The sequence below is a fragment of the Asaia siamensis genome (assembly GCF_014635085.1).
GTDB lineage: Bacteria > Pseudomonadota > Alphaproteobacteria > Acetobacterales > Acetobacteraceae > Asaia > Asaia siamensis.
Genome location: NZ_BMCH01000002.1, coordinates 467,907 through 492,135, shown reverse-complemented (window position 1 = coordinate 492,135; position 24,229 = coordinate 467,907). Strand labels below are relative to the sequence as shown.

At 61.3% G+C, this 24,229-nt stretch carries 21 protein-coding genes and 1 riboswitch; of the genes, 12 read left to right on the top strand and 9 right to left on the bottom strand.

Annotation, left to right across the window (positions count from 1 at the left end; genetic code table 11):
* Positions 1-7: 7 nt before the first annotated feature.
* From IEV53_RS05715 to IEV53_RS05700, 4 genes are all read right to left on the bottom strand, one after another.
* Positions 8-232 (bottom strand): ATP synthase subunit C family protein, encoded by a 225-nt coding sequence (locus tag IEV53_RS05715; RefSeq protein ID WP_025824649.1) that lies wholly within the window; start codon positions 230-232, stop codon positions 8-10.
* Positions 233-289: 57 nt separating this feature from the next.
* Positions 290-1,039 carry a F0F1 ATP synthase subunit A gene (locus tag IEV53_RS05710; protein WP_188425802.1) on the bottom strand — a complete coding sequence of 250 codons (750 nt, stop codon included), beginning with the start codon at positions 1,037-1,039 and terminating at the stop codon, positions 290-292.
* 90 nt (positions 1,040-1,129) lie between these two features.
* The gene (locus IEV53_RS05705; protein WP_229719654.1) at positions 1,130-1,471 is read right to left on the bottom strand and encodes an AtpZ/AtpI family protein; all 342 of its coding nucleotides are present in this window, start codon (positions 1,469-1,471) and stop codon (positions 1,130-1,132) included.
* 126 nt (positions 1,472-1,597) lie between these two features.
* On the bottom strand, positions 1,598-3,343 hold the full coding sequence (locus tag IEV53_RS05700) for a chloride channel protein (protein WP_188425871.1): 1,746 nt from the start codon (positions 3,341-3,343) through the stop codon (positions 1,598-1,600).
* A 170-nt stretch (positions 3,344-3,513) separates the two neighbouring features.
* Here IEV53_RS05700 and IEV53_RS05695 point away from each other — a divergent pair, with 170 nt between their 5' ends.
* A complete protein-coding gene (locus IEV53_RS05695; RefSeq protein WP_188425801.1) occupies positions 3,514-4,293 on the top strand; it encodes an alpha/beta fold hydrolase in 780 nt (259 codons plus the stop codon).
* Between the two features lie 31 nt (positions 4,294-4,324).
* The gene (locus IEV53_RS05690) at positions 4,325-5,716 is read left to right on the top strand and encodes a M20/M25/M40 family metallo-hydrolase (RefSeq protein WP_188425800.1); all 1,392 of its coding nucleotides are present in this window, start codon (positions 4,325-4,327) and stop codon (positions 5,714-5,716) included.
* 29 nt (positions 5,717-5,745) lie between these two features.
* Here the strand turns inward: IEV53_RS05690 and IEV53_RS05685 are convergent, their stop codons facing one another.
* Positions 5,746-6,387, bottom strand: coding sequence for a DNA-3-methyladenine glycosylase family protein (locus IEV53_RS05685; protein WP_188425799.1), 642 nt, complete (start codon positions 6,385-6,387; stop codon positions 5,746-5,748).
* A 255-nt stretch (positions 6,388-6,642) separates the two neighbouring features.
* Between IEV53_RS05685 and IEV53_RS05680 the strand changes: the two genes are divergently transcribed.
* Together IEV53_RS05680 and IEV53_RS05675 are read left to right on the top strand one after the other, a co-directional pair.
* On the top strand, positions 6,643-7,725 hold the full coding sequence (locus IEV53_RS05680; RefSeq protein WP_229719653.1) for an energy transducer TonB: 1,083 nt from the start codon (positions 6,643-6,645) through the stop codon (positions 7,723-7,725).
* 7 nt (positions 7,726-7,732) lie between these two features.
* On the top strand, positions 7,733-8,200 hold the full coding sequence (locus IEV53_RS05675; RefSeq protein WP_188425798.1) for a YbaK/EbsC family protein: 468 nt from the start codon (positions 7,733-7,735) through the stop codon (positions 8,198-8,200).
* A gap of 153 nt (positions 8,201-8,353) precedes the next feature.
* On the opposite strand, the gene gcvP is transcribed toward IEV53_RS05675, so the two are convergent.
* The 3 genes from gcvP to gcvT form a co-directional block, all read right to left on the bottom strand.
* On the bottom strand, positions 8,354-11,221 hold the full coding sequence (gcvP, locus tag IEV53_RS05670) for an aminomethyl-transferring glycine dehydrogenase (RefSeq protein WP_188425797.1): 2,868 nt from the start codon (positions 11,219-11,221) through the stop codon (positions 8,354-8,356).
* A gap of 85 nt (positions 11,222-11,306) precedes the next feature.
* Complete coding sequence (gcvH, locus tag IEV53_RS05665) at positions 11,307-11,672, bottom strand: glycine cleavage system protein GcvH (protein WP_188425796.1); 366 nt, start codon at positions 11,670-11,672, stop codon at positions 11,307-11,309.
* Positions 11,673-11,700: 28 nt separating this feature from the next.
* Positions 11,701-12,834 (bottom strand): glycine cleavage system aminomethyltransferase GcvT, encoded by a 1,134-nt coding sequence (gcvT, locus tag IEV53_RS05660; protein ID WP_188425795.1) that lies wholly within the window; start codon positions 12,832-12,834, stop codon positions 11,701-11,703.
* A 118-nt stretch (positions 12,835-12,952) separates the two neighbouring features.
* Positions 12,953-13,043, bottom strand: a riboswitch (glycine riboswitch).
* 61 nt (positions 13,044-13,104) lie between these two features.
* On the opposite strand from gcvT, the gene IEV53_RS05655 reads away from it, so the two are divergent.
* From IEV53_RS05655 to IEV53_RS05645, 3 genes are all read left to right on the top strand, one after another.
* Positions 13,105-13,407 (top strand): putative quinol monooxygenase, encoded by a 303-nt coding sequence (locus IEV53_RS05655; RefSeq protein WP_188425794.1) that lies wholly within the window; start codon positions 13,105-13,107, stop codon positions 13,405-13,407.
* 194 nt (positions 13,408-13,601) lie between these two features.
* Positions 13,602-17,213, top strand: coding sequence for a bifunctional proline dehydrogenase/L-glutamate gamma-semialdehyde dehydrogenase PutA (gene putA / locus IEV53_RS05650; RefSeq protein WP_188425793.1), 3,612 nt, complete (start codon positions 13,602-13,604; stop codon positions 17,211-17,213).
* Between the two features lie 128 nt (positions 17,214-17,341).
* On the top strand, positions 17,342-19,303 hold the full coding sequence (locus IEV53_RS05645) for a M61 family metallopeptidase (RefSeq protein ID WP_229719652.1): 1,962 nt from the start codon (positions 17,342-17,344) through the stop codon (positions 19,301-19,303).
* Positions 19,304-19,549: 246 nt separating this feature from the next.
* Here IEV53_RS05645 and IEV53_RS05640 read toward each other — a convergent pair whose 3' ends face one another.
* A complete protein-coding gene (locus tag IEV53_RS05640) occupies positions 19,550-19,906 on the bottom strand; it encodes a RidA family protein (protein WP_188425791.1) in 357 nt (118 codons plus the stop codon).
* On the opposite strand from IEV53_RS05640, the gene IEV53_RS05635 reads away from it, so the two are divergent.
* From IEV53_RS05635 to ptsP, 5 genes are all read left to right on the top strand, one after another.
* Entirely contained in the window at positions 19,893-20,432 is a 540-nt protein-coding gene (locus tag IEV53_RS05635; protein ID WP_188425790.1) for an HPr kinase/phosphorylase, read from the top strand. The genes IEV53_RS05640 and IEV53_RS05635 overlap by 14 nt on opposite strands.
* A 44-nt stretch (positions 20,433-20,476) precedes the next feature.
* A complete protein-coding gene (gene rapZ / locus IEV53_RS05630; RefSeq protein ID WP_229719650.1) occupies positions 20,477-21,448 on the top strand; it encodes an RNase adapter RapZ in 972 nt (323 codons plus the stop codon).
* Between the two features lie 76 nt (positions 21,449-21,524).
* Positions 21,525-22,025 carry a PTS sugar transporter subunit IIA gene (locus IEV53_RS05625; protein ID WP_188425789.1) on the top strand — a complete coding sequence of 167 codons (501 nt, stop codon included), beginning with the start codon at positions 21,525-21,527 and terminating at the stop codon, positions 22,023-22,025.
* Positions 22,022-22,306 carry an HPr family phosphocarrier protein gene (locus IEV53_RS05620; RefSeq protein ID WP_188425788.1) on the top strand — a complete coding sequence of 95 codons (285 nt, stop codon included), beginning with the start codon at positions 22,022-22,024 and terminating at the stop codon, positions 22,304-22,306. The genes IEV53_RS05625 and IEV53_RS05620 overlap by 4 nt, the downstream gene beginning before the upstream one ends.
* Positions 22,299-24,122: a phosphoenolpyruvate--protein phosphotransferase gene (gene ptsP / locus IEV53_RS05615; protein WP_229719649.1), complete on the top strand. Its 1,824-nt coding sequence runs from the start codon at positions 22,299-22,301 to the stop codon at positions 24,120-24,122. The genes IEV53_RS05620 and ptsP overlap by 8 nt, the downstream gene beginning before the upstream one ends.
* The last annotated feature ends 107 nt before the right edge of the window (positions 24,123-24,229 follow it).

Sequence of the window (24,229 nt, the reverse complement as noted above, 5' to 3'; positions counted from 1 at the left end):
TCTCTAATCAGACGAACAGGATCAGGAAGGCGATCAGAAGAGCGAACAGCGCGACGGCTTCCGTCAGCGCGAAGCCGAGCATGCCGAGGCCGAACACATGCGGGCGAGCAGCCGGGTTGCGAGCGATGGAGCTCACCAGCGTCGAGAAGATGTTGCCGAGGCCGATGCCGACACCGGCAAGAGCGATAACAGCAATACCGGCACCGATTTCGCGAGCAGCAGTAACGTCCATGAGTCAGTTTCCTTGGTTACGACAGAACAACAGTTAAACGTGAAAGGCGGCGTGCACTCAGTGCGCCACGGCCTCACGCAGATAAATGCAGGTGAGGATGGCGAACACATAAGCCTGCAGAACGCCCACCAGCAATTCCAGAGCCGTCAGCGCGACATTGATGACGACGGGCGCCACAGCCAGCACTGAACCGAATGCCCCAAGACCTGCCAGCATCAGGGTGAAACCGGCAAAAACTTCGAGCAGAACGTGACCAGCCATCATGTTGGCGAAAAGTCGGATCGACAGGCTGACAGGTCGCGAAAGGAAGGAAAGGATCTCGATCGGGATCAGAAGCGGCGCGAGAAAGACCGGCGCACCTTCAGGCATGAAATGCGTGAAGAATTTGACGCCCTGGTATTTGAACGACGCCAGGATCGACACCAGAAACACGAGAATGGCCAGAGATGCCGTAACGGCAATATGGCTCGTGAAGGTGAAGCAGTAAGGGATCAGGCCGAGATAGTTACCGGCAAGAATGAAGAAGAAGATCGCAAAAACGAAGGGAAAGAATGCCGCCCCCTCCTTGCCGATCGTCTCGGTGGCCATGTTATGAATGAAATCATAGCCCAACTCGGCAGCAGCCTGCAGACGACCCGGCACCACGGCAGCGGGACGCATGCCAAGATACAGGAACGCCAGAACGGCCACGATGGCTATCAGCATGAAGAGCGGCGACTGGCTGAAGCGCAGGGCTTCGCCAATCTGTCCGAGAACAGGATGAAGCTCGAACTGGCCGAGCGCGTCAATCGTTGATCCGGCGGCCAAGCTGCCTCTCCCGCTTCTCATTCAGAGCTTCCGACAACCCGAAAGCTCCATGAAACCAATAAACAAGACGCAGAAAACTGCGCCACGCTGTCAGACGTTGGCGTTTTTCACCGCACGCCAGACATTCAGCATCCCTGCTGCACCGCCGACGAGCGAGAAAAGGATAAGAAACAGGGGTTTTGTTCCGCACAGGCGATCAAGCCCGTAGCCCAGAACAACACCAACGATGAGCGCCGCAACCATTTCGGTTCCGATCCTCATCGCAAGGCCGAATGCCGAATAGTCGGCACTGCCTTCTTGCTCTGTGGTGCTCGTGTCCGCCTTACCGCTCTTGCCGCGCATCCGGGCCTCAGCATCAGCCAGCCTTCTATCGAAGCTGTCAGCGCTTTCTCCCGCTTGCGAGGAAACGTTCAGGTCGTCCTGTGCGCCCACGATTCCATACCTCGCCTTTCTCCCCGGAGCGGGGAGTCCTTGGTGCGCGGTTGCTACCCATCAAGACGTGTCCTGTCAACGCCTCGTAACTGCAGGACAATGAATTCTTGGTGTCATTCAGGCCGCTCAGACCCTGCGCGCCTCACCGGCCAGCTCGCGCCTCGTGCGATCCAGTGCCTCAGCGTAACGACGCAGCACGTATTTCTCGCTCAGGAGCCCCACGATCCGACACGTGGAGTCATTTTCAACCACAACGAGAGCGTCGGCTTCAGCACGCTCGAAGAAATGCACGGCCTCCTCACATGCCATACCGGGGAGAAGCATGATCTCCCGATGCAGGGCCAGCGCTTCCAGCAGCCGTTCCGGCGGATGATCCGGGGAATGGATCTCGGACACCAACACGATCCCGCGATAGCGCCGCACCCCGTCTGTCAGAACCACAAGAGGCCCCATGCCGAGCGGGCAGCACTGCCGTGCCTCACCCACAGTCATGTCAGCCGGCCTGCATGGGAATTCACGCTGCATCAGGCGTCCGACCGTGAGCGCCCTGAGCCAGCTCACATCGATGGCTGAACGAATCGATTCGCCACGCTGATGAAAACGCCAGGTGGCGAAGGAATAGCCAAACAGCCGACGCACGGTGAGCATCGACAGCACGCTTGCCAGCAGCACGCCGCTGGCAAGCGACAGATCGGCTGTCATCTCGAGAATGAGACAGGTCATGGTCATCGGCACGCCGATGATCGCAACCGCCGTGGCACTCATGCCCAGAACGGCACAGCTCGCAACGGACAAACCACCAACACCCAGAGCCGCAATGCCGAAGCCATAAAGCGACCCTGCCAGCACACCAAGATAAAGCGAGGCAAAGAACAGCCCGCCACGAAACCCACTGCCGATCGAGATGGAAGAGGCTGTCACTTTCAGAACCAGCAGCAGCAACAGAGGAAGTGGCTGCAACCCTTCTTCCAGCACCTTGATGACTGCCGAGTGACCCGCCGACAGGATGGACGGCGAATAAAGCGCCAGCACCCCCACCACGACGCCACCCAGCGCAGGGCGCAGCCAGACCGGCAGCGGAACCAGTCGGAACAGGGTTTCCGCCAGGGTCACGCCACGCATCGTCGCGATGCCCACCAGTCCGCAGAACACCCCAAGCACTAGCACAGGCATTGTTTCATGCAGGGTAAGCGGCGCATGAGGCAGAAGCGTCAGCGTGGTACTGACACCCCCCAGGAAATGGGCCGTACCGACAGCAGCAATGGTCGCAACGGCGACGGGCGCGAGATTGACGAGCGAATAGGTGCCGATCACCAGCTCGAAAGCATAGAAGGCCCCGGCGATAGGCGCGTTGAAGGCCGCGCCGATCGCGCCACCCGCACCACAGCCGACGAGAATGCGCAGATCCGCCCGACGCACCCGGAAGAGACGCCCGCATCGGCTTCCCAGCGCTGCGGCAATCTGGGTAAATCCGGCCTCCAGCCCAAGAGACGCGCCACTTCCGTTCGAAAGAAAGGTCTGGAAGGCGACGATAGCGCTGTCTCGCACCGACATGCGTCCGCCACGCAGGGCATTGGCCTCGATCGGGTCAACCGGGCGGTGGCTGAATCGACGGGCGAGCATCACCCCGAAAACCCCAAGCACGAGCCCGCCAAGACTGGGCATGAGCACGGTGCGCCACGGGCTCAGGCTGGTCAGCCCGGAAAGACGCCCGTCATTATGAAGGGCGTAGAGCACGCGATGGGCATAAAGCGTGCTGCGTGTCATGACCCAGACGCTCAGCCCGGCCAGGATACCAACGCCCGCGGCAAGGACGGTCAACCAGATTTCATTGGATCGAACGAGCGCACGCACATAGTACGGCACGTGCATCACATGCTGAAACCAGTCGACAATTCTGCGAAACCCTGAGGCCAAGAAAGATCCTCACACGGCTTTGAAGACAAGCGGAGAGCGATGCCCTTATTGTCGCCCGGACTTGCCGCAGGCAACAGAAAACCCCAGACTTCGCTCATTCTGCCTCCCCGAAAGGAGCCTCTACTGTGCTGCTGAACGTCATCGAACGCCTCCCGGCCCAACCGGGGGGACACCCGCCAGTCGTTTTTCTGCACGGCCTGTTCGGACGAGCGCGCAATATGGGCTTTCTCCAGCGTCAGGTGTCGCGCACACATCGCACCCTGGCGCTCGACCTTCGCAACCATGGCGAAAGCCCGCACGGCCCCATGGATTTTCCCGCCATGGTCGACGATGTGGTCGAGACCCTTCGAGCCCATGAGGCGCTCCCCGCCATTCTGGTCGGGCACTCGATGGGCGGCAAGGTCGCCATGATCATGGCACTGCAATATCCCGAACTCGTTGCCGGCATCCTGATAGGCGACATGGCCCCTGCCCGCACCGGCTTCGGTCAGGCAGCCCTGGCAGAAGCCATGCTGCATATCCATTTTCCCGATCAGCTCGACCGGCAGCAGGCAGACCAGCTTCTGGCGAAGGACATCCCCAATCGCAGCGTCCGCGATCTGATGCTGCAGAATGTCAGGCTCGGCACCGAACCGGGCTGGCAGATCGGCCTGCAGGACATCACCAATTCGATGACCAATATCGAAAACTGGCCCTATGTTCCCGAAGGGTACGTCTATGAAGGGCCGACACTCTTTCTGAGAGGGGAGCACTCTCCCTATATCGGCAAGGATCACGAACCGGTCATGCGCAGGCTTTTCCCCAATTACCGGCTTGAGACCATTCCCGATGCGGGCCATTGGCTCCATGCTGACAACCCAAAGCTCTTTTCTGAAAAGATGCTTGGGTTCATCGAGACCATCTGATCGGTAAGCCCTCTCTTCAAGGTATCGCCTCATGCTCAAACGCGCCGCGCTGTTACTGCTGCTTTCCATCGGTTCCGCGCAGGCCGACCCGCTTCCCGCCCTGACGCGGGACGGGCTTCAGGCGCTTACCCTGGCCAAGGATTCCATTGCCCTTCATTCGGTCGCCGGGGCGGATAACCAGACCATCAATGTGGCGGAACTCTATCGCAAGACACTGGTCGATGGCGGCTTTCCCGCTGATGCCATCACCATCACCAGACTGAACGACACGGCCTATATGGTGCTGCGCTGGGCCGGGCAGGACAGCGCGCTCAAGCCTCTGGTCATTTCCGGCCATATGGATGTGGTGGCCGCTCGTGCTTCCGACTGGGCACGCGACCCTTTCACCCCTGTCGTGGAAAATGGCTATCTCTACGGTCGTGGCGCCTCTGACATGAAAATGAGCAACGCTCTGGCTATCACAGCGCTGCTTCATCTGTATCACCAGGGCTACAAGCCAAAGCGTGACATCATTCTCGCGCTTTCGGGCGATGAAGAAACCACGATGAAGACGGGCCAGATCCTGGCCAGCCAGCTTTCCAACGCGCAGGAAGTTCTCAATCTCGATGTCGGTGGTGGCACCCTTGATGAAGAAAGCGGCCAACCGCTTTTCTACAGCTGGTCAGGGGCTGAAAAGACCTATGCCGATATCGCACTGACCGTCACCGATCCGGGTGGCCACTCCTCTGAGCCACAAGCACATAATGCCATAACGACCCTGGCTCAGGCGCTCGTGAAAATCCAAGCCCATCCATTCCGGCCCGAGCTGAATGCGCTGACGCGCAGCTATTTCCTCAACGCCGCGCGTTTCACCACCCCCCATCTGGCCTCGGCCATGCGCGTCTTTGCCGCCAGCCCGGATAATGCACAGGCCGTGGCAACGCTGCGTGCCGAACCCTCCCTCGTGGGCGCCATCGGAACGACCTGCGTGCCGACCAGAATTGAAGGTGGCCACGCCCTCAATGCGCTGCCACAGCGCGCGGAAGCCAATATCAATTGCCGCATTTTCCCCGGCCACTCCCGTATGGACATCATCCACGAGCTGGCTGCCATCATCGATAACCCGGCGGTGCGTATCGAAGATCGAAGTGAAGGCTCCGTGGAAACCCAGCCTTCGCCCATGAACGGCCCGCTTCCCACCGCTGTCGTCACCGCAGCCCAGCAGGCTTTTCCCGATGTCCCGGTCTTTGCCAGCATGAGCTCAGGCGCAAGCGACAGCATGTGGTTCAGGGAGAAAGGGGTGCCCGCCTACGGGGCGAGCCCGATCTTCATGAAATCCTCTGATAATTTCAGCCATGGGCTGAATGAGCGCGTGCCGCTCTCTGCCATCACGCCCGGCATGCATTTCCTGCTTTCCATCATCCCGGCCCTTTCGCAGAACTGATCAGGGTCTGTGGGCGATGAGGGACTCCCTCAATCGCCCGTCAGCGGGTTCTTGATCGTCTTGCCCTCTTCCGAGGCGCGCCAGAGATACCATGCCAGCGCCGAGCGATGAGGGCTGAAACGCTCCCCCTCCCGGCGCAGGGCCGCAGGTTTGGGCGGCTCTGCGAGTCCATGGAGCTTCTGCCAGCCCGCACGCACGCCAAAATCATCTACTGGCAGCACATCACGCCGATTTAATGTAAAGATGAGCAACATCTCCACCGTCCAGCGCCCGATGCCACGCAGGGTGATGAGACGCGCAATCAATGCCTCATCGCTCAGCGAGGCGGCTTCTTCGAGCCCGGGCACCACGCCTGTCAGCCTGGCTTCGGCCAGACCACGCAGCGCAAGCAGTTTCGAGGCAGACAGGCCGCAGGCTCTCAAGACCTCATCATTTTGCGCTAGAAGGGCTTCCGGCTCGGGCATGACGCCATCTGTCAGCGCGCAGACGCGCCCCAGAATCGCTTCCGCCGCCCTGCCATGCAGTTGCTGACCGATAATGGCGCGAAACAACGCCTGATAGGGTGTCTTGCCGTCAGATCCCCTGAGGCGACAGGGCCCGATACGATCGATCGCCGCCGCAAGGGCTGGGTCCTGCCCAAGACAGGTATAGAGGTCCGGGTCTTCGGGCATATGATTCTCTTCTTCCATTACAGCGCGACCGTCTCGCCCGCTTGGCAAGAGCAGGGGTCCAATGTCATGATAGAGGCAAGTGCCAGATCGTGTCGTCATGCAGAGTTCGTCACCTGCCCGATCACGTGGTGGCGTGTGTTCTGATTCTCTACAGGTGTTCTTCTGACACGCACACAGCCCGTTGATCCGGCTCCGCCCTCGTCAGGTGTGGCCTCTGCCTCGCGTCCTGGCAAGAAACGGACACGAAACGAGCCGTTGCTTTTTGCACCGGCGGCACTGAAGACGCGCGCCCTGCCCCCCATGGCCGGCACGAGGGCAAGGCTCAGCCATTACGAACCAAGAACAGCCTCGGAACCGCCGGTCAAGCCAGCCGGCGCCTCGCTGATCCGCCCGCAGGTGCTCGAGGATTCGGGCGTCACGACCGTGTTGATCGCCTCGGCAATCGCCCATGCGCTGCTGATCGGACTGCTGATCTACGAGAGCGCACGCCATGCTCATGGCGAGCCCAACGGCATGGAACAGCCGCAGGTCGAAATGATGTTCGCGCCGCCCACCAAAAGCGGCATGGCAGGCCCTCATGAAGACAAGCCGGGCGGCGAGGAGAAACCCTCCACGAGTCATGATGCCCCTTCGGCAAGCAGCAAGGACACGCAGCAGGAGCAGCAGCCTGACGAACAGGAATCGACACCGACCCCGGCTGTGCCTACACCGACCGCGCCTTCAGCGCCCCCCGTACCTGACGGCCCCTCGACCGAGCTGACGAAAACGCAGACCGAACGCCCAGTCAGCCCCGGCATTCCGAAATCCGGCAAGCAGAGCCAGACGCACGCCCATAGTCACCGGTCGAGCCGTCGCCCCACGCCGAAGCAGTCGGATAATCCTTTCGCAAACATGACGACGCTTGATTTCGGTGAGGCGCCCTCTGCCCCACGTCGTCAACGCGGCCGCCGCGGCGGGTCGGGCGCCCCCATCGACATGTCACTCGGGCCACTTTCGACCAATGGTCAGATCAACGCGCCTTTCATGACGCGCAATACGATCAAGGGTGTCAGTGACGATTACGGCAGCGAGATTGACCGCTGGATTCGTGCCCATCTCTATTATCCGGAAGATGCCATCAAGAACGGCGAAGACGGACCCTCTTCCGTGCATGTCGTTCTGGACCGCACGGGCCGCGTCAAATCGGTGCGCCTGACAGGCCAGTCGGGATCGTATTCACTCGATGCGGCGACGACCGGCATGTTCCAGGGCGCGCGCCTGCCGCCTGTGCCGCCTGACATGAAGGGCGACCATTTCGATATTGATCTGACGATCAATTACATTCTGATCAGACGCTGAGCCTGCCATGAGCCTTGACTCCGTTCGCGACGAACTCGCCCGCCTCGCCCCTGAACTCGCGATAATCGATGACGGGTTGAGCACGGCGACGGTTCTTGAGGCAGCCGAGGTGCACAAGGTCGCCCCAGACCAAATCGCCAAGACGCTCTGCGTCGATGCAGGGGGCAGGATCGTCCTAGTCGTGATGGCAGGGACGGCACGGCTCGACAATCGGCGCGCCCGCGAGGCATTGGGGGGCAAGCCCCGCTTTCTGGGGCCTGAAGCCGTGCTGGAAGTCACAAGCCACCCCGTTGGCGGCGTATGCCCTTTCGGTCTACCCGCACCACTTCCTGTCTATTGCGATGAATCGCTGCTGCAGTTCGAGGAAATCATCCCGGCTGCCGGATCAATCACGGCCTCGGTCCGCATGACGCCTCAGAAACTGGTCGAATTGACCAACGGCGTCTGGGTGCATGTACGTCAGGATGAAAAATAAGGGCTCTTTTTAAAAAAGAGCCAGAAAACCTTCGCCTGTCGGTCACTGACCAAACAAGCAGCACGCCAGTTTTCTTGAGATAAAAGTCTTTTTGCTTTTTTTCTTCAGAAAAAGAAGTTCCCCACCTCACCAGGAGGCGGGGAACAGACCCTCTTACTCCGCCGCTTCAGCGTAGGTGGAGATATCAGGGCAGGAGCAGACCAGATTACGATCACCCCAGGCGTTATCGATGCGATTAACCGGCGCGAAATATTTCACGCGATCGAGGCCGTTCGGGAAACAACCCTGCATGCGGTCATAGGCGCGGTCCCACTCGCCAACGAGATCGGCGGTGCTATGCGGTGCATGACGCAGCGGGCTGGCTTCCATGGCAATATTGCCAGCTTCGATGGCCGCAATTTCCTGACGGATGGCGATCATCGCATCGCAGAAGCGATCCAGTTCAGCCTTGCCTTCGGATTCCGTCGGCTCGATCATGAACGTGCCAGCAACCGGGAAGCTGACCGTCGGAGCATGGAAGCCATGATCGATCAGGCGCTTGGCGATATCATCAACGGTCACGCCGACAGCATCCTTGAGCGGGCGCAGGTCGATGATGCATTCATGCGCCGTGCGACCGTTGCTGCCACGATAGAGCACGGGATAATGCCCCTCGAGACGGGCCGCGATGTAATTGGCGTTGAGAATGGCCATTTCGGTGGCTTCACGCAGCCCGTCATCGCCCATCATCAGCACATAAGCGACCGAGATCGGCAGGATCGACGCCGAGCCGAAAGGCGCGGCTGACACGGCACGCGCGTCGCCCATTTCGGGACGACCCGGCAGATGCGGCGCGAGATGCGCCTTGACGCCGATCGGTCCCATGCCGGGGCCACCGCCACCATGCGGAATGCAGAAGGTCTTATGCAGGTTGAAATGCGAGACATCCGCGCCATAGAGACCCGGACGGGCAAGCCCGACCTGCGCATTCATGTTCGCCCCGTCGAGATAGACCTGACCGCCCGCTTCGTGAACGAGATCACAGATCTCCATAACGGCTTCCTCGAACACACCATGCGTCGAAGGATAGGTCAGCATCAGCGCGGCGATGCGCCCCTCATGCAGGGCGATCTTTTTTCGCAGATCCTCCAGATCGACATTGCCTGCCGCATCGCAGGCCGTCACCACCACACGCATACCGACCATCTGGGCCGAAGCCGGGTTGGTGCCATGGGCCGAAGCCGGGATCAGGCAGACATCGCGCTCGCTCTGGCCATTGGCCTGATGATAGGCGCGAATGGCCAGAAGCCCTGCATATTCGCCCTGCGCGCCCGAGTTGGGCTGAAGCGAAATGGCGTCATAACCGCTGACAGCACAGAGCGCGTGTTCGAGAATACCGAACAGCTCATGATAGCCTTCCGTCTGGTCGGCGGGGGCGAAAGGATGCAGCGCCCCGAATTCCGGCCAGGTGATGGGGATCATCTCGGCGGTCGCGTTCAGCTTCATGGTGCAGGAGCCGAGCGGAATCATGGTGCGATCCAGCGCCAGATCCATATCCGACAGACGGCGCATGTAACGCAGCAGGTCGGTTTCAGAGCGATGGGCATGGAACACGGAAGCTGTCAGGAAAGCCCCGCTGCGCTGCAGGGATGCCGGGAGTGTCGTTGCGCCGTCGAGCTTCGCTTCGAGCGCAGCAAGACGGGCATCATCCGGGCAGAAGCAACGCCAGAGCGCCTTGATGTGATCGGGCTGGGTGGTCTCGTCGCAGGCGATGCCCAGACGGCCATTGCCCGCGTCGCGCAGGTTGATCCCGGCCTTGCGGGCGCGCTCAAGCACCAGTGCGGCAGAATCACCCGCTTCGATCGTGATCGTATCGAAAAAGACGCTTGTTTCGACCCTGACCGCCAGTTCGCGCAGACCTTCGGCCAGGATCGAGGCCAGACGGTTCACACGATGCGCAATGGCACGCAGCCCCTCGGGGCCGTGATAGACGGCATACATCGAGGCGATGACAGCCAGCAGAACCTGCGCCGTGCAGATGTTCGACGTCGCCTTTTCGCGACGGATATGCTGCTCGCGCGTCTGAAGCGCCAGACGATAGGCCGGAGCGCCACGGCTGTCACGCGACACGCCTACAAGGCGGCCCGGCATGGTGCGCTTGTAGGCATCACGAACAGCCATGAACCCGGCATGAGGGCCACCAAAGCCCATCGGCACACCGAAACGCTGCATCGACCCGATGGCAATATCGGCACCCAGCTTGCCGGGCGCTTCGAGCATGACGAGCGCCAGCGGATCACAGGTCAGGGCTGCGACCGCGCCCTTCTCGTGAAGGGCCCCAATCACATTGCGGAAATCGCGCACGGCGCCTGAGCTGCCGGGATAGGAGAGCAGCGCGCCGAACACGGCGGATGCATCGAGATCGGTCTCGGGATTGCCGACAACGATGGTCCAGCCAAGGGGCTCGGCGCGGGTGCGCAGCACCGCAAGCGTCTGCGGATGGGTGTCGGCATCGACAAAGAACACGGTGCTCTTGGTCTTAGCGTTGCGCTGGGCAAGCGCCATCGCCTCGGCGCAGGCCGTGGCTTCGTCGAGCAGCGACGCATTGGCGATATCGAGGCCGGTCAGATCGCAGACCAGCGTCTGGAAGTTCAGCAGCGCCTCAAGACGACCCTGGCTGATTTCGGGCTGATAGGGCGTATAGGCCGTGTACCATGCCGGATTTTCGAGGATATTGCGCTGGATTACCGGCGGCAGAACCGTGCCGTAATAGCCCTGCCCGATCATGGACTGCATGACGACGTTGCGGCTGGCGATCTGCTTCAGGCGCGCCAGGGCTTCGCTCTCCGTCAGGGCCGGACCGATGCCTGAGGCCTTGCGGTCGAGAATGGCGGCAGGAACCGTCTGCTCGATCAGCGCATCAATGCAGGAAACGCCAAGCGTCTCAAGCATGGCGACAACCTCGCCGGGGCGTGGCCCGTTATGGCGGGAAACAAATTGATCGGCAGCCTGGTTTGGCCAGAGGGGGGCGTTACGGGTCACGTCTCGGCAAATCCTCGTCGGGAACGGGGTCAGTCACAGGTCAAAAAAGCAAAGGCGGCACAATGCGCCGCCTTTACCGGTCAGATCAGAGAGAGGCCTTGTAGGCATCGGCATCGAGCAGAGCCTCAAGCTGGGCGGAATCGGTCACGCGCAGCTTGAAGATCCAGCCTTCACCTTCCGGATCGGCACCGACCAGCGTCGGTTCGTCGCTCAGGCGGGCATTGAACCCGGCCAGAACGCCGCTTACCGGCGCATAGATGTCAGAAGCCGCCTTCACGGATTCGACCACGGCAGCAGCGTCGCCCTGAGCGACTTCGGTGCCTTCGTCCTTGGCTTCGACAAAAACCAGTTCACCCAGCTCTTCAGCCGCATGGCCGGTAATGCCGACGGTCGCGATCTCGCCTTCGAGACGAATCCATTCATGGGACGGGGTGTAATAGGTGGAGCTCATGATGACATCTTTCTCTGTGAGACGGTTTTCAGCGTTTGAAACCGGGGGGAACGAAAGGCAGGGCGCGGACCTGCACCGGCACAAACTTGCCGCGCAGCGCACCGTAAAGAACCGTGCCGATCGCAGAATGGCCGGTGGCGACATAGCCCATGGCCACGGGAGCGCTCACGCTTGGACCAAAAGCGCCCGATGTGACCACGCCAACCTTCTGCGTGCCTTCGGCATCGGCAAAAAGCTCGGTACCGCCGCGAACCGGCGCACGGCCTTCAGCCGCCAGACCGACGCGCAGACGCGAGACGCCATCGCGGGCCTGCGCCATGATGATTTCGGCACCCGGATAGCCACCGGCACGGGCGCCGCCCTCACGGCGGCTCTTCTGCATGGCCCAGGTCAGCGCGGCCTCAACCGGGGTCGTGGTCTCGTCAAGGTCATTGCCATAAAGGCACAGACCCGCTTCGAGACGCAGGCTGTCACGGGCACCCAACCCGATCGGCAACACGCGCTCATCAGCCAGAAGCGCGCGGGCGATCTGCTCGGCATGCTCGGCGGGAATGCCGATCTCGAAACCGTCTTCGCCCGTATAGCCCGAGCGCGTGACCGTGCAGCGCACGCCATCCACATCCGCCTCGATCGCATCCATGAAGCGCATCGCTTCGGCCTGCGGGCAGAGATCGGCCAGAACATGCACGGCTTCTGGCCCCTGCAGGGCAAGAAGCGCGCGATCGGCCTGAGGCTCGATCACGATACGGTCACCAAGGGCTGCCTGCATCAGCGCGGTGTCGGCTTCCTTGCAGGAGGCATTGACGACCACGAACAGCCAGTCGCCCATATTGGCGACCATCAGATCATCGCGAATGCCGCCCTTTTCATTGGTCAGAAACCCGTAACGCTGACGGTTGGCACCGAGCCCGGCCAGATCGACAGGAATGAGGGATTCAAGCGCCAGAGCGGCGTCTTCAAGCGTGCCTGTACGGGGCGTAACGCGAAGCTGGCCCATATGGGACACATCGAAAAGACCGGCCTTGCCTCGCGTGTGCAGATGCTCGGCCATCAATCCGGCCGGATATTGCAGGGGCATGGAATAGCCCGCGAACGGCACCATACGGGCGCCCAGTTCAAGATGGAGGGCATTCAGCGGCGTGAGAAGAAGCGCGTCGGACATAGGGCAGAATCCCCCGGAGGCAGGAAACGAGAAAAATCGTCGCCCCTTCTGTCGCCTTTGCCTGAGATCGCTATCCCGTCGGCGGACACCTCATCAAGGTGCCTCTCTCCAGAAGTTCCAGCCGATCGCGGTCCTTTTGCCTGAGAGTTTCCGGGGCGGTTGCTCCTTCGGCGCCGGAAAAAGTGTCCGGTCTCTCCCGTGAATCGGTGTTTACTCTTCGCAGAATTAGGGCTGAAAAGTCAATTCTGTAAACGAAAGGGATTTCAAGTCATGTCACAGCATTTCACGGTCATCGCAGAGTTTGCTGCCCCCGCCGAGAGCTTCGACGCCTTCCTGGAAATCTGCCGTTATGACAGCGACCGCTCGCTGGCCGACGAAGAAGGATGCCTGACCTTCGATGTACTGACCCAGCAGGATGCTTCGGACATCATTGTCCTACATGAAGTCTATACGGGGCGCCCGGCTTTCGACGCCCATCTCAAGACACCCCATTTCGAGAAATTCGCGGCAGCCCTGCGCGATCTCAGGATCGAGGAACGCAATGTGCGCTTCTTCACGCGCCAGCATCCCTGAGTGCTCCGCTCCGGCGCTTCGGAACAGAAGAAGGGGCTGGACGGCCCCTTTTTTACACCTGCATCACCCTTCATTGCCCGTCGCGCCATGCAGCATGACTCATACGTAACGACCCGAACCCCGTCCGGAGGGTTTTCGTGACACGGGGCCTCGCCTAGTCTGTCTTTTTGGGTTTCCTGCGTGACTGAGACAGCATGACACCGTTTTCCAGTTTCCTGCCGTCTGTGGCGCCGCCATCCCCTTCGCGCGAGGCCATTCTGCGAGCCTCACGCCTGCCAGAGGCCGAGGCCCTCGCGGCCCTTCTGGTCTCTGCGACACTGGGCGAACCCTATCTGGAGCAGATCGACCAGCAGGCGCGCTTTCTGGCCACTCGGCTGCGCGAGAGAGCCGGCACCAAAGGTGTCGAGACCATGGTGCAGGCATTTCCCCTTACCTCCCCCGAAGGCACGGCCCTGCTGACACTCGCCGGCAGCCTTCTTCGCATTCCCGATGCGGCCACGCGTGATGCGCTGATACGGGACCAGATCGGACAGGGCGTCTGGCTGCAGCAGGGCGGACAGAACCATCCTTTTTTCCTCAGTGCCGCGAGCTGGGCGATGTCCACTTCGTCGCGCCTTCACGCGCTGACGGGCGGCTTGCGCAGCCTCGCCCTGAAAAGCGGCGCGCCTTTCATCCGGCACGGGGTCGAGCGTGCCATCACGATGATGGGCACCCAGTTCGTACTGGCAGACACGCTGGTCCAGGGACTCAGGCGCAGCCGCAAGGCCGAGCAGGAAGGCTTTTCTCACGCCTATGCGCCCTTGCGTGAAACAGCGCGGGCGCCAGAAGACGCCGACCAGGCGCGCCAGGAAGCGCTGTCCATGGTCGAGACGCTGGGGCGCCATGGACGCGGGCAAACCATATACGAACGCCCGTCCCTTTCTTTCAGACTTTCCTCGCTGCATCCGCGTTTCGAGCGGTCCCAGACCGCGCAGGTCATGGAGGAATTGCTGCCTTTTCTGACCCTCCTCGCGTCGCGGGCCAAGGCCGCCAATATTTTCCTGATTGTCGATGCCGAAACCAGCGAGACGCTCGATCTCAGTCTCGACCTGTTCGACCGGCTCTGCCGCCTGCCCGATCTGGCGGGGTGGGACGGTCTGTCTTTTACCGTGCAGGCCTATGACAAGCGGGCACTGCCACTCATCGAGCATCTCATCACATCAGGCACCGAAACCGGTCGACGCGTGGGGCTGAGACTGGTGAAGGGCGCCTATTGGGACCATGAGATCCGGCAGAATCAGGCGCAGGTGACGCGTGACTATCCGGTCTTCACCCGCAAATGTCATAGCGACATCAGCTATATTGCCTGCGCGAAACGAGCGCTTGAGGCGCCTGAAGCGCTTTATCCGCAATTCGCCACCCATAACGCGCGCAGCATCGCGACCATTCAGGCAATCGCCGGGCCATGGACGCCGGGTCTCTACGAATTCGGCTGCCGACACGGCATGGGCGAAACGCTTCTGGCGCCGCTGGTGCACCCCCGTCAGGCCGGTATTGCCTGTCGGATCCTCACCCCCATCGGCCCGGACAGCCGCCTTGCCTCGTTTCTTGTGCGTCGCTTGATCGAGGCAGGCTCTGCCTCCTCGTTTCTCAATCAGGCCTATGACAGGCTCGTCACGCTCGATGCCCTGATTGCAGACCCCGTCGCTCAGGCACGTATCATTGTGCCGCGCGGCATGCCGAACGCGGATATTCCCCTGCCCTGCGACCTGACCATGCCCGAACGGCAGAGTGCCACCGCTCCCGATCTCGCGAATGATGCCACCCTTGCCCAGCTTGCAGAGTGTCTACCCGGGACGACATACCCTCGTCAGGCCGTGCCCATGGGACCGACCATGCCGCGGGCCGAGGGGCGGCCCCATGCGATCATCAACCCGGCAGCTCACGCCGATCGCGTCGGTATCGCGCTTTACGCCAGACCACGCGATATCGATGCGGCGCTCAACGCTGCCGAGACCGATCAGATCTGGCGCCGCACCGAACCCGAAGATCGCGCTGCCCATCTCGACCGGATGGCCGACGCGCTTGAGCAGGACCAGACGGCTCTTCTGAACCTGCTCGTTCGCGAAGCAGGCAAGACCATTACCAATGCCTCTGACGAATTGCGCGAGGCGGTGGACTATCTGCGCTACTACGGCGCCCAGCTTCGCAGCCTTTCCGAAAGAGGCCTGGTCGGCGCCCCGCTCGGCACGATCCTGTGCATCAGCCCCTGGAACTTCCCACTTGCGAGCTTCACCGGGCAGATTGCCGCCGCCCTTGCCGCGGGCAATGTGGTGATTGCCAAACCGGCGGAAGAAACACCGCTGATCGCCGCGCATGTCGTGTCCCTGTTTCTGCAGACGGGCCTGCCCCCTCGCGCGCTCCAGCTTCTGCCGGGCGAAGGGAATGTGGGCGCCTCTCTCGTTGCGGATTCCCGCATAGACGGTGTGCTCTTTACCGGCTCGACTGCCGTGGCCAAGACGATAAGCCGGGAATTGCTTGGCCGCACCGGGCGCACGGGCCAGCCCGTGCCCCTTCTGGCCGATACGAGCGGACAGAATGCCATGCTGGTTGACAGCACGCTATCGCCCCAGCAGGTCATTCCCGATATTCTCGCGTCGGCTTTCGACAGCGCAGGCCAACGCAGCGCCTCGTTGCGTGTGCTTCTGGTGCAGGAAGAGGGCGCCGATGCGCTGATAGAGGCGCTCAAGGCAGCCATCAGCGCACGTCATGTCGGCGCGCCCGATCAGCTGCGCTGCGATATGGGGCCCGTTATCTCGGCGGGTGCCCGCATACGCATCGAAGCGCATATCGACCGCATGAGACGGGCAGGCTATCGCGTCTGGCAACCAGATCTGCAGGCCGAAACGCTGAACGGTCATTTCGTGGCGCCCACCCTGATCGAAATCGGACGCGTGGCCGATATCGGTCTCGAGGTGTTCGGCCCTGTTCTGCATATCAGACGCTATGCCCGTCATGAGCTCGACGGGGTGATCGATGCGCTGAACGCGACCGGCTATGCGATGACCTTCGGTGTGCAGAGCCGCCTGCATGAGACGCTCGAACGCGCCACTTCCCGCAGCCGTGCGGGGAATATCTACGTCAATCGCTCGATGATCGGGGCAAGCGTGGGAATGCAGCCCTTCGGAGGGCGTGGTCTTTCCGGCTCGGGGCCGAAGCTTGGCGGGCCGCTTTTCATGCCACGGCTGATGCATGGTGCGCCCTGCCCGCTTGCCCCCACCACAGAAACCCCCGTGCCTTCAGCAGCGCGGGCCTTTCTGGCCTTTCTCGAACCACGAGACCCGCCTTCGGCCCGCAAGGTGCGCGCCGTTATCGCCCACGGGCTTTGCGGCCTCAGCCTGGATCTGCCCGCCCCCACGGGTGAGACGAATCGCTACAGCCTGCGTCCTAAAGGCGTCGTGCTTTGTGCCTGTGAAAGCTGGCCTGCCTTGCTGCACGCGGTCGGCCTTGCCCTTGGCACGGGCAATACCGTGCTGGTTCTGGCGCCTGATCCAGCGGTGGAATGGCTGCGTCAGGTCTCACGTCAGCTCGCCAATCTGATCACCCGCGTCAATCCGGGCGCCTTGCCGGAATGCGATGTGATGCTGATCCAGCGCGGCGCGGAAAGTGCTGAACAGGCAGCGCTCACCATCACAGCGCGTGAAGGCATGGTGGTGCCGGTTTATGACCTCGACACTGTGCGACCCGAATGGCTGCTGAGTGAGACGGTGGTCACCACCAATCATGCCGCGATCGGCGCCGATCTTGCCCTTGTAACCCGGGTGTGACGCGCGCGCCGGTTGGGAAAGCGGGCAGGCAGTTGCGATAAAACCCTTAATATGGGTTGTCACGAGAGACAGTTTCCATTTTGGTAATGAACCGTTTCAGCTGCAGCCCTTTCCCGGAGTATCCCTGCTTGACCATCCGTCTTTTCCGCGCCGGTACGTTTCTGACCGTCCTGCTGCTTGGCACGCGCGTTCTGCCTGCACTGGCCGCCCAGCCCCAGCCCGAAGCCGCGCCCCTTCCCTCGCCGCTGCCTCAGGCCAAGGATGTCGCTTTTCCCGGCACGCTCAAGCTGAGCGTCGATGCGACCGATCTCGACCATCATGTCATGACCATGCATGAGACGCTGCCCGTGCCGCAATCGGCACGCGAAGCGGGTGAGCTGGTGCTGCTTTATCCGAAATGGATCCCGGGCGGTCACGCGCCTGAAGGCACGATCACCCAGCTTGGCGGGCTGACCATCAGCTCTGAGGGCAAGCCTCTCACCTGGCTGCGCGATCCGGTCGATGTGTTCGCCTTTCATGTGCCCGTCACCAAGGCGCAGACCCAGATCGATGTCGATTTCAAGCTGCTCTCGCCCGTGAGCGACAATGAGGGCCGTGTCGTCATGACGCCCCATATCGTGAACGTGCAGTGGAACGAGGTGTCGCTTTATCCGGCTGGCTATTACTCGCGCGACATTCCCGTTCAGGCCAGCGTGAAGCTGCCGCATGGCTGGCAGGCCGCCACCGCGCTCCGCCCCGTGGGCGCTGCCACGGGCGACACCCTGACCTTCGGCACCGTGCCCTTCAACACGCTGGTCGATTCCCCGATCTTCGCAGGCGCCTATTTCAAGAAGGTTACGCTGAATGCCCCGGGCGGCGTGCCGGTCACGCTTAACATGGTGGCCGACAAGCCGGGTGACCTGGCCTATGACGATGCCGAATTGCAGATTCACCGCAATCTGGTCACCCAGGCACTGCTGACCTTTGGCTCGCAGCATTACGCGCATTACGACTTCCTGATGGCGCTGACTGATGAGCTGGGTCGCATCGGCCTTGAGCATCACCAGTCGAGCGAAGACAGCGTGAGCGAAGACTATTTCACGGACTGGAAGCATTCCTTCCCGCAGCGCGATCTGCTGGCGCATGAATACACCCATTCCTGGAACGGCAAGTATCGCCGCCCGGCTGATCTGTATGGTGCCACCTTCAATGCCCCGCAGCGCGGCTCGCTGCTCTGGGTCTATGAGGGCCAGACCGAGTTCTGGGGCAATATTCTTGCCGCACGTTCGGGCCTCGTCAGCAAGGAACAGGGTTTCGACTCCCTCGCCCTCATGGCTGCCACCTATGACGCCCAGTCGGGCCGCACCTGGCGCCCGGTGGCCGACACGACCAATGATCCGATCATCGCGCAGCGTTCGCCACTCTCATGGCGCGATTTCCAGCGTTCGGAAGATTACTATGTCGAGGGTCAGTTGGTCTGGCTCGACGCCGACATGATGATCCGCAAGCTCTCGCATGACACGAAATCACTCGATGATTTCGCCAAGGCGTTTTTCGGCACCAATGATGGCAGCATCATTGTCAGCACCTATACGTTCGATGACGTGGTTCTAACCCTCAACAAGGTTGTGCCCTATGACTGGGCCAAGTTCCTGCATGAGCGCATCAGCACCGTACAGAAGCGCGCGCCCCTGAACGGCCTCGAAGCCTCTGGCTACAAGCTGGTCTATACCGACAAGGAAAACGATTTCGGCGAGCAAAGCGGCAAGAACTACCACCGCCTTGGCCTGCGCTTCTCACTGGGCCTGATGATCAACCCGAAGAACGGCGCTCTGGGCACGGTGGCCTGGGACAGCCCGGCCTACAAGGCTGGCCTTGCCATTCATGACGTGATCGTGGCCGTCAACGGTGACGCCTTTACGCCGGAAGGTCTGATCGACGCGGTGAAAACCGCCAAGACGGACAAGAAGCCCATCACGCTGCTGATCAAGACCGACACGCATTTCCGCACCGTCTCGATCCCTTACTATGACGGTCTGCGCTCGCCCCATCTCGAGCGCATCCCGAACACCCCGGATCGCCTGACAACGCTGTATTCAGCGCGTCACTGATCTTTTCCACCGAGAGGTTGCCCATCGAGGCAGCCTCTCGCAAAGCGGCTCAGAAAAAAGGCCCCAGAGAGTCATGCCGCGCTGGAAGAAAGATAAATGATCATGAGATCATTTATTTGAGACTAGAATTCTCGTCGGAATATATATCCACTATCTATTGATAAAAAATAGATAGATAGCGGATTATGCTTCCAGTATCTTGCCTGATTTCAACCACTATATATTACGCTCTCCCAGAACCTTCGGTCACGGCGCAGCGATGAAATTGAACTCCAGCCTCTGCCCCGGCACGTCAAAACGGGGTTTGAGGCGCAGCGTCATGGCGGGCCGGGCGGGGCCGAGGGCTTCGGCGATGATCCGCTGGCACGAGACGAAGATGCTGCTATCGGGAATCATGTAAGCCAGATGGGTAATGTCTTCGGGTAGCAGACCGTTGGTGGCAAGAATTTCCCGTATGCGGGCCAGCGCGTTCTGGCATTCCTCGATCAAGCTGTCAGGCACCTGTCCATCGGCGCCAAGTCCTGTCACACCATAGACAGTCACGCTGTCCTGCAGGACAGGACGGGAAGAAGAGGAGAAATGATCGTGCATGAGCCGGAGCATATCGCACATTCCTGAAACTGCCCATCGCTTATGCGCGGAGGCTCCCATTACGGGCCGGTCTCTTCACGCCTCCTGCGCCAGCTGGGAAGGACTTGGCGTGCTGCTTACCGGAGCGTCCGGCTCTGGCAAGTCGAGCCTTCTGTTGCGCCTTGTCGAGTCCAGCTTCGCCCTTGTAGGCGACGATCAGATCGTGCTGCAGCAGACCATAGCCCGCCCGGCCCCCGCTCTCGCAGGGCTGATTGAAGTACGTGGGCTGGGCATCGTGCAGATGCCCTATCTGCCTGAAGCCGCCATCGTCCTGCGGGTCGAACTGGGGCAAAACACTCCCATCCAGCGCCTGCCGGAAAAGACTATCGACCCGCTGACGGGCGGCTGGTGTCTGACACTCGATGCCTTCCATGCCGATGCCGTGGCGGTCATACGCACGGCCCTGCGCTGCATTCGCGGCGATCTCACATTGCTTTGTGGCGTGAACGGGGGAATGGCGAGTGCAAACCCTCTCCCCAAAAAGCATGAAGAAAGCTAATGTCACGCCATGTATCCCGGCTTTGATGACAGGAGAGGCGGTCTGTGATTCCCGCGCGACGCGTTCTGCTGGTCACCGGGCTGTCCGGCGCTGGCAAATCTTCCATTCTGCGCATTCTTGAAGATCTCGGTTACGAAGTGACCGACAACCCCCCGCTGAACCTGCTCGATGCGCTCGTGGCGCGCACCGAACACCCGCTTGCCATAGGCATCGATGCCCGCACGCGCGGTTTTGAGGCGCGTGCCGTGCTTGAGGCGCTGACCAAACTTCGCGCCCAGCCGGGGCCGCAACATGTCGAACTGATCTACGCCACGGCCGAGACCGATGTTCTGCTCCGTCGCTTCACCGCCACACGCCGCCGTCACCCGCTAGACGCCAATACCGGCAGCGGCCCCGGCCTCATGGCCAGCATAGAGCAGGAAATCGGTCTGCTCATGCCCCTGAGAAGCGCAGCCGATCTCGTGATCGACACATCAGATCTGCCGCCACCCGATCTGCGTCGGCTGATCGAGTCGCGATTCGGCCATCAGAATGATGGCGACTCGATGACGACGACCCTGCTTTCTTTCGCGTATCCAGCGGGCCTGCCCCGTGAGGCCGATCTCGTTTTCGATGCGCGTTTCCTGCGCAACCCGCATTACGACGACGCCCTGAAGGCCATGACCGGGCTTGAGCGGGACGTGCGCGAATACGTGCGACGTGACCCCGATTACGATCTTTTCTTTTCGCAGATCCTTGGATTGCTCAAACTTGTATTGCCTCGTTTCGTGGCCGAGGGGAAAAAGCACGCGACAATCGCCATCGGCTGCTCGGGCGGTCAACACCGCTCTGTAACACTTGTTGAAGAGATTGCTGCCGCGTTAGGGAACTCTGACGACATTACACTCTTGTCAGATGGGCCAATCGCCGTCATGCATCGGGAACTGGCACGGCAGGGACGCAGCTCATGGCGATGGGTTCGCCCCCCTCAACACCGTGTCACGTCGGATGAACAGACACGGACAGAGCCGTCTTGATAACCGTGAGTGATGACCAATATGTCATGGGGTCGCCAGATTTCTGGCGTCACAGTTCCCTTGAAGGAAGGCCCCGATGATCGGGATCGTTCTTGTCACCCATGGTTCTCTTGCTCAGTCTCTCATTGAAATCGTGACCCATGTGGTTGGCCCGCAGGTCCAGATGGCGGTCATGGGCATCATGCCCGACGATGATATCGCCCTCGCCCGTGCCCAGCTCACCGCCGCCATCAATGCCGTTGATACCGGCGATGGCGTTCTGCTTCTGACCGACATCTTCGGCAGCACTCCCTCCAATCTCGCACTTTCCCTGCGGCATGAAAGCCGTGTCGAGGTTCTGGCTGGCGTCAATGTGCCGATGCTGGTCAAGCTGGCCAAGACACGCTGCACGCGCAGCCTGGCCGAATGCGCCGAGCTGGCAACCATGGCTGGCCGCAAATATATAGCCGCCGCCTATCAGCTGCCTGAGTCCTGTTTGCAAGGCGGCAAAAGCTGTGAAATGGTGGTCAATACCACCATGAGCTATGTCCCTCCCATTTCCCCGCTATTGACGCCCCTGCGTCAGGTCGCCCGATGAGCGCAGGCCCGACGCTGGAACGCGATGTGACCATCGTCAACCGGCTCGGCCTGCATGCCCGCGCCGCAGCGAAATTCGTCACGCTTGCTGAAAGCTTCGATGCCGTCATCGACGTGAGCCGTCATGACCAGCGCGTTTCGGCGCTGTCGATCATGGGGTTGATGATGCTTGGCGCCGGTCGTGGCGAGATGGTCCGCATTCAGGCAAGCGGCCCTCAGGCCAGCGCGGCCATTGATGCGCTGATCATTCTCGTCTCCGACGGCTTTGGCGAACGTGATTAAGAGACTGCGCCGCCCGTCGAGCGACATTACCCTGCCCGACGACCGGCCGATGAAAATCCTGCAGGGTACGGGCATTTCCGCCGGAATCGTCATTGCGCGAGCAAGCCTCGCCCATGAGCGCCCTCTGCCAGTCATTGAGGCCGTACCGTCGCAACTGCCTGCAGAGGCAGAGAGCACACGCCTCGATCAGGCCATCGCCCTGACCCTCAAGCAGCTCAAGAAACTGCGCGGCAAGCTGACCAGCCTGCCCGATGAGGGCCGGATCGAAATCGATGCGATGCTCACGGTCTATGAGCGCATGCTCAACCATTCGCGACTGGTACGCGCCGCCTATCGACGCATTGCCGAAGACGGATTGACGGCAGAGGCCGCCGTTCAACACGAAAGCGAGACACTGGCCGCCCAGGCTGGGCCTCAGCCCGGCATGCCGGAAGAGGAAATCGAAGGCGCAAGGCGGCGCGAAGGCGAGTTTCGAGAGGTGGCCCGCAGGCTGCTCCGGAATCTGACCGGCGTGTCATTTCGCGCTTTCTCCGATATTCCGGGCGGGTCGGTGCTGGTGGCGGAACAGATTCGCCCCGCCGATGCTGCCGTCATCGATCCGAACCGCATCGCTGCCGTGCTGTCGGAAGGCGGCGGCGCGACAGATCATACGGCCATCATGCTGCGGGCGTTGAATGTGCCTGCCGTGCTGGCCGTGCCCGAACTGACCAGTCTCGTTGAGGATGGCAGCCTGCTGATTGTCGACGGATCGAGCGGGCGGGTCATCATCAATCCTGATTCCTCGACACTTGCAGAAGCCCGCTCGGCCATGGCCGAGGAAGCAAAGGAACGCAAGGGCATTGGCCGCCTGCGCCGCCTGCCGAGCCGTCTGATCAGCGGTGAAGATGTCGAGCTTCTGGCCAATATCGAGATCGCCAACGAGCTGCCCCTGCTGCATCGCAATGGTGCTACGGGAATCGGCCTTCTGCGTACCGAATTCCTGTTCGATGAGAGCGAGCCTTTACCCGACGAAGACGGGCAATATGCCGTCTATGCCGGGCTGCTTGCCGACATGCAGGGCATGACGACGACCATCAGAGTACTCGACTGGGGCGGCGAAAAGGGCCTGGCCCGGTTGAGGCAGCTTGGCATTCATGACGAGCAGGAAGAGGAAAATCCGGCCCTTGGCGTGCGAGGGCTGCGCCTGCTGCTGCGCCATCCCGAAATTCTGGAAGCTCAGCTCTGCGCCATCTTGCGCGCCAGCCTGGAGGGGAAGTGCCGCATTCTGCTGCCTATGGTCAGCTCGGTAAATGAGGTGATCGCCACAAGGCAGATCTACGAACGCTGCGCCAGAAGACTGCGTCGTCGCGGAGTGAAGCTCCCCAATGATCTGCCCCCGCTCGGGGTCATGATCGAGACACCGGCAGCCGCCCTGACTGCGGGGGCTCTTGTGCGTCAGGCGGATTTTCTCGCGCTCGGCACCAATGACCTAACCATGTATACGCTGGCAGTTGATCGCTCGGCCGCAATGGGATCGGCGCTTTATACGGCGCTTCATCCGAGCCTGCTCAAGCTGCTGCGCTTTTCGGTCGATGAAGCCTTGCGGGCCCATCGCCCGATCTGTGTCTGCGGTGAGATGGCCGCTGACCCGCGCAGTGTCGCCCTGCTGATCGGTATGGGGCTACGTTCATTCTCGATGTCAGCGGCCTCGCTTCCAGCAGTCAAACGCATGATACGCTCCCTGAGCATCGACGCATGCGATGATCTCTATCGCCGGGCAATGCTGGTCGAAGACCCCATCCAGCTTACGGAACTGGTGCGTAGCTTCGCCTGCTGATTTTTGCTTGTCAGAGAGGCAGGCCGTGGGATGCGTTTGCCCCCCCAGCCGTGCGAGCGCGAAAGTGCCACGACCGAGGCGTGAGGCCATCGGTCATAGCGCCGAAG

Excerpts from the sequence above, each read along its gene's own strand:
- IEV53_RS05715 (WP_025824649.1), bottom strand. The coding sequence starts at position 232 with ATGGACGTTACTGCTGCTCGCGAAATCGGTGCCGGTATTGCTGTTATC.
- IEV53_RS05700 (WP_188425871.1), bottom strand. The coding sequence starts at position 3,343 with ATGCACGTGCCGTACTATGTGCGTGCGCTCGTTCGATCCAATGAAATC.
- IEV53_RS05690 (WP_188425800.1), top strand. The coding sequence starts at position 4,325 with ATGCTCAAACGCGCCGCGCTGTTACTGCTGCTTTCCATCGGTTCCGCG.
- IEV53_RS05685 (WP_188425799.1), bottom strand. The coding sequence starts at position 6,387 with ATGCCCGAAGACCCGGACCTCTATACCTGTCTTGGGCAGGACCCAGCC.
- IEV53_RS05675 (WP_188425798.1), top strand. The coding sequence starts at position 7,733 with ATGAGCCTTGACTCCGTTCGCGACGAACTCGCCCGCCTCGCCCCTGAA.
- gcvH (WP_188425796.1), bottom strand. The coding sequence starts at position 11,672 with ATGAGCTCCACCTATTACACCCCGTCCCATGAATGGATTCGTCTCGAA.
- gcvT (WP_188425795.1), bottom strand. The coding sequence starts at position 12,834 with ATGTCCGACGCGCTTCTTCTCACGCCGCTGAATGCCCTCCATCTTGAA.
- IEV53_RS05655 (WP_188425794.1), top strand. The coding sequence starts at position 13,105 with ATGTCACAGCATTTCACGGTCATCGCAGAGTTTGCTGCCCCCGCCGAG.
- putA (WP_188425793.1), top strand. The coding sequence starts at position 13,602 with ATGACACCGTTTTCCAGTTTCCTGCCGTCTGTGGCGCCGCCATCCCCT.
- IEV53_RS05635 (WP_188425790.1), top strand. The coding sequence starts at position 19,893 with ATGAGCCGGAGCATATCGCACATTCCTGAAACTGCCCATCGCTTATGC.
- IEV53_RS05640 (WP_188425791.1), bottom strand. The coding sequence starts at position 19,906 with ATGCTCCGGCTCATGCACGATCATTTCTCCTCTTCTTCCCGTCCTGTC.
- IEV53_RS05625 (WP_188425789.1), top strand. The coding sequence starts at position 21,525 with ATGATCGGGATCGTTCTTGTCACCCATGGTTCTCTTGCTCAGTCTCTC.
- IEV53_RS05620 (WP_188425788.1), top strand. The coding sequence starts at position 22,022 with ATGAGCGCAGGCCCGACGCTGGAACGCGATGTGACCATCGTCAACCGG.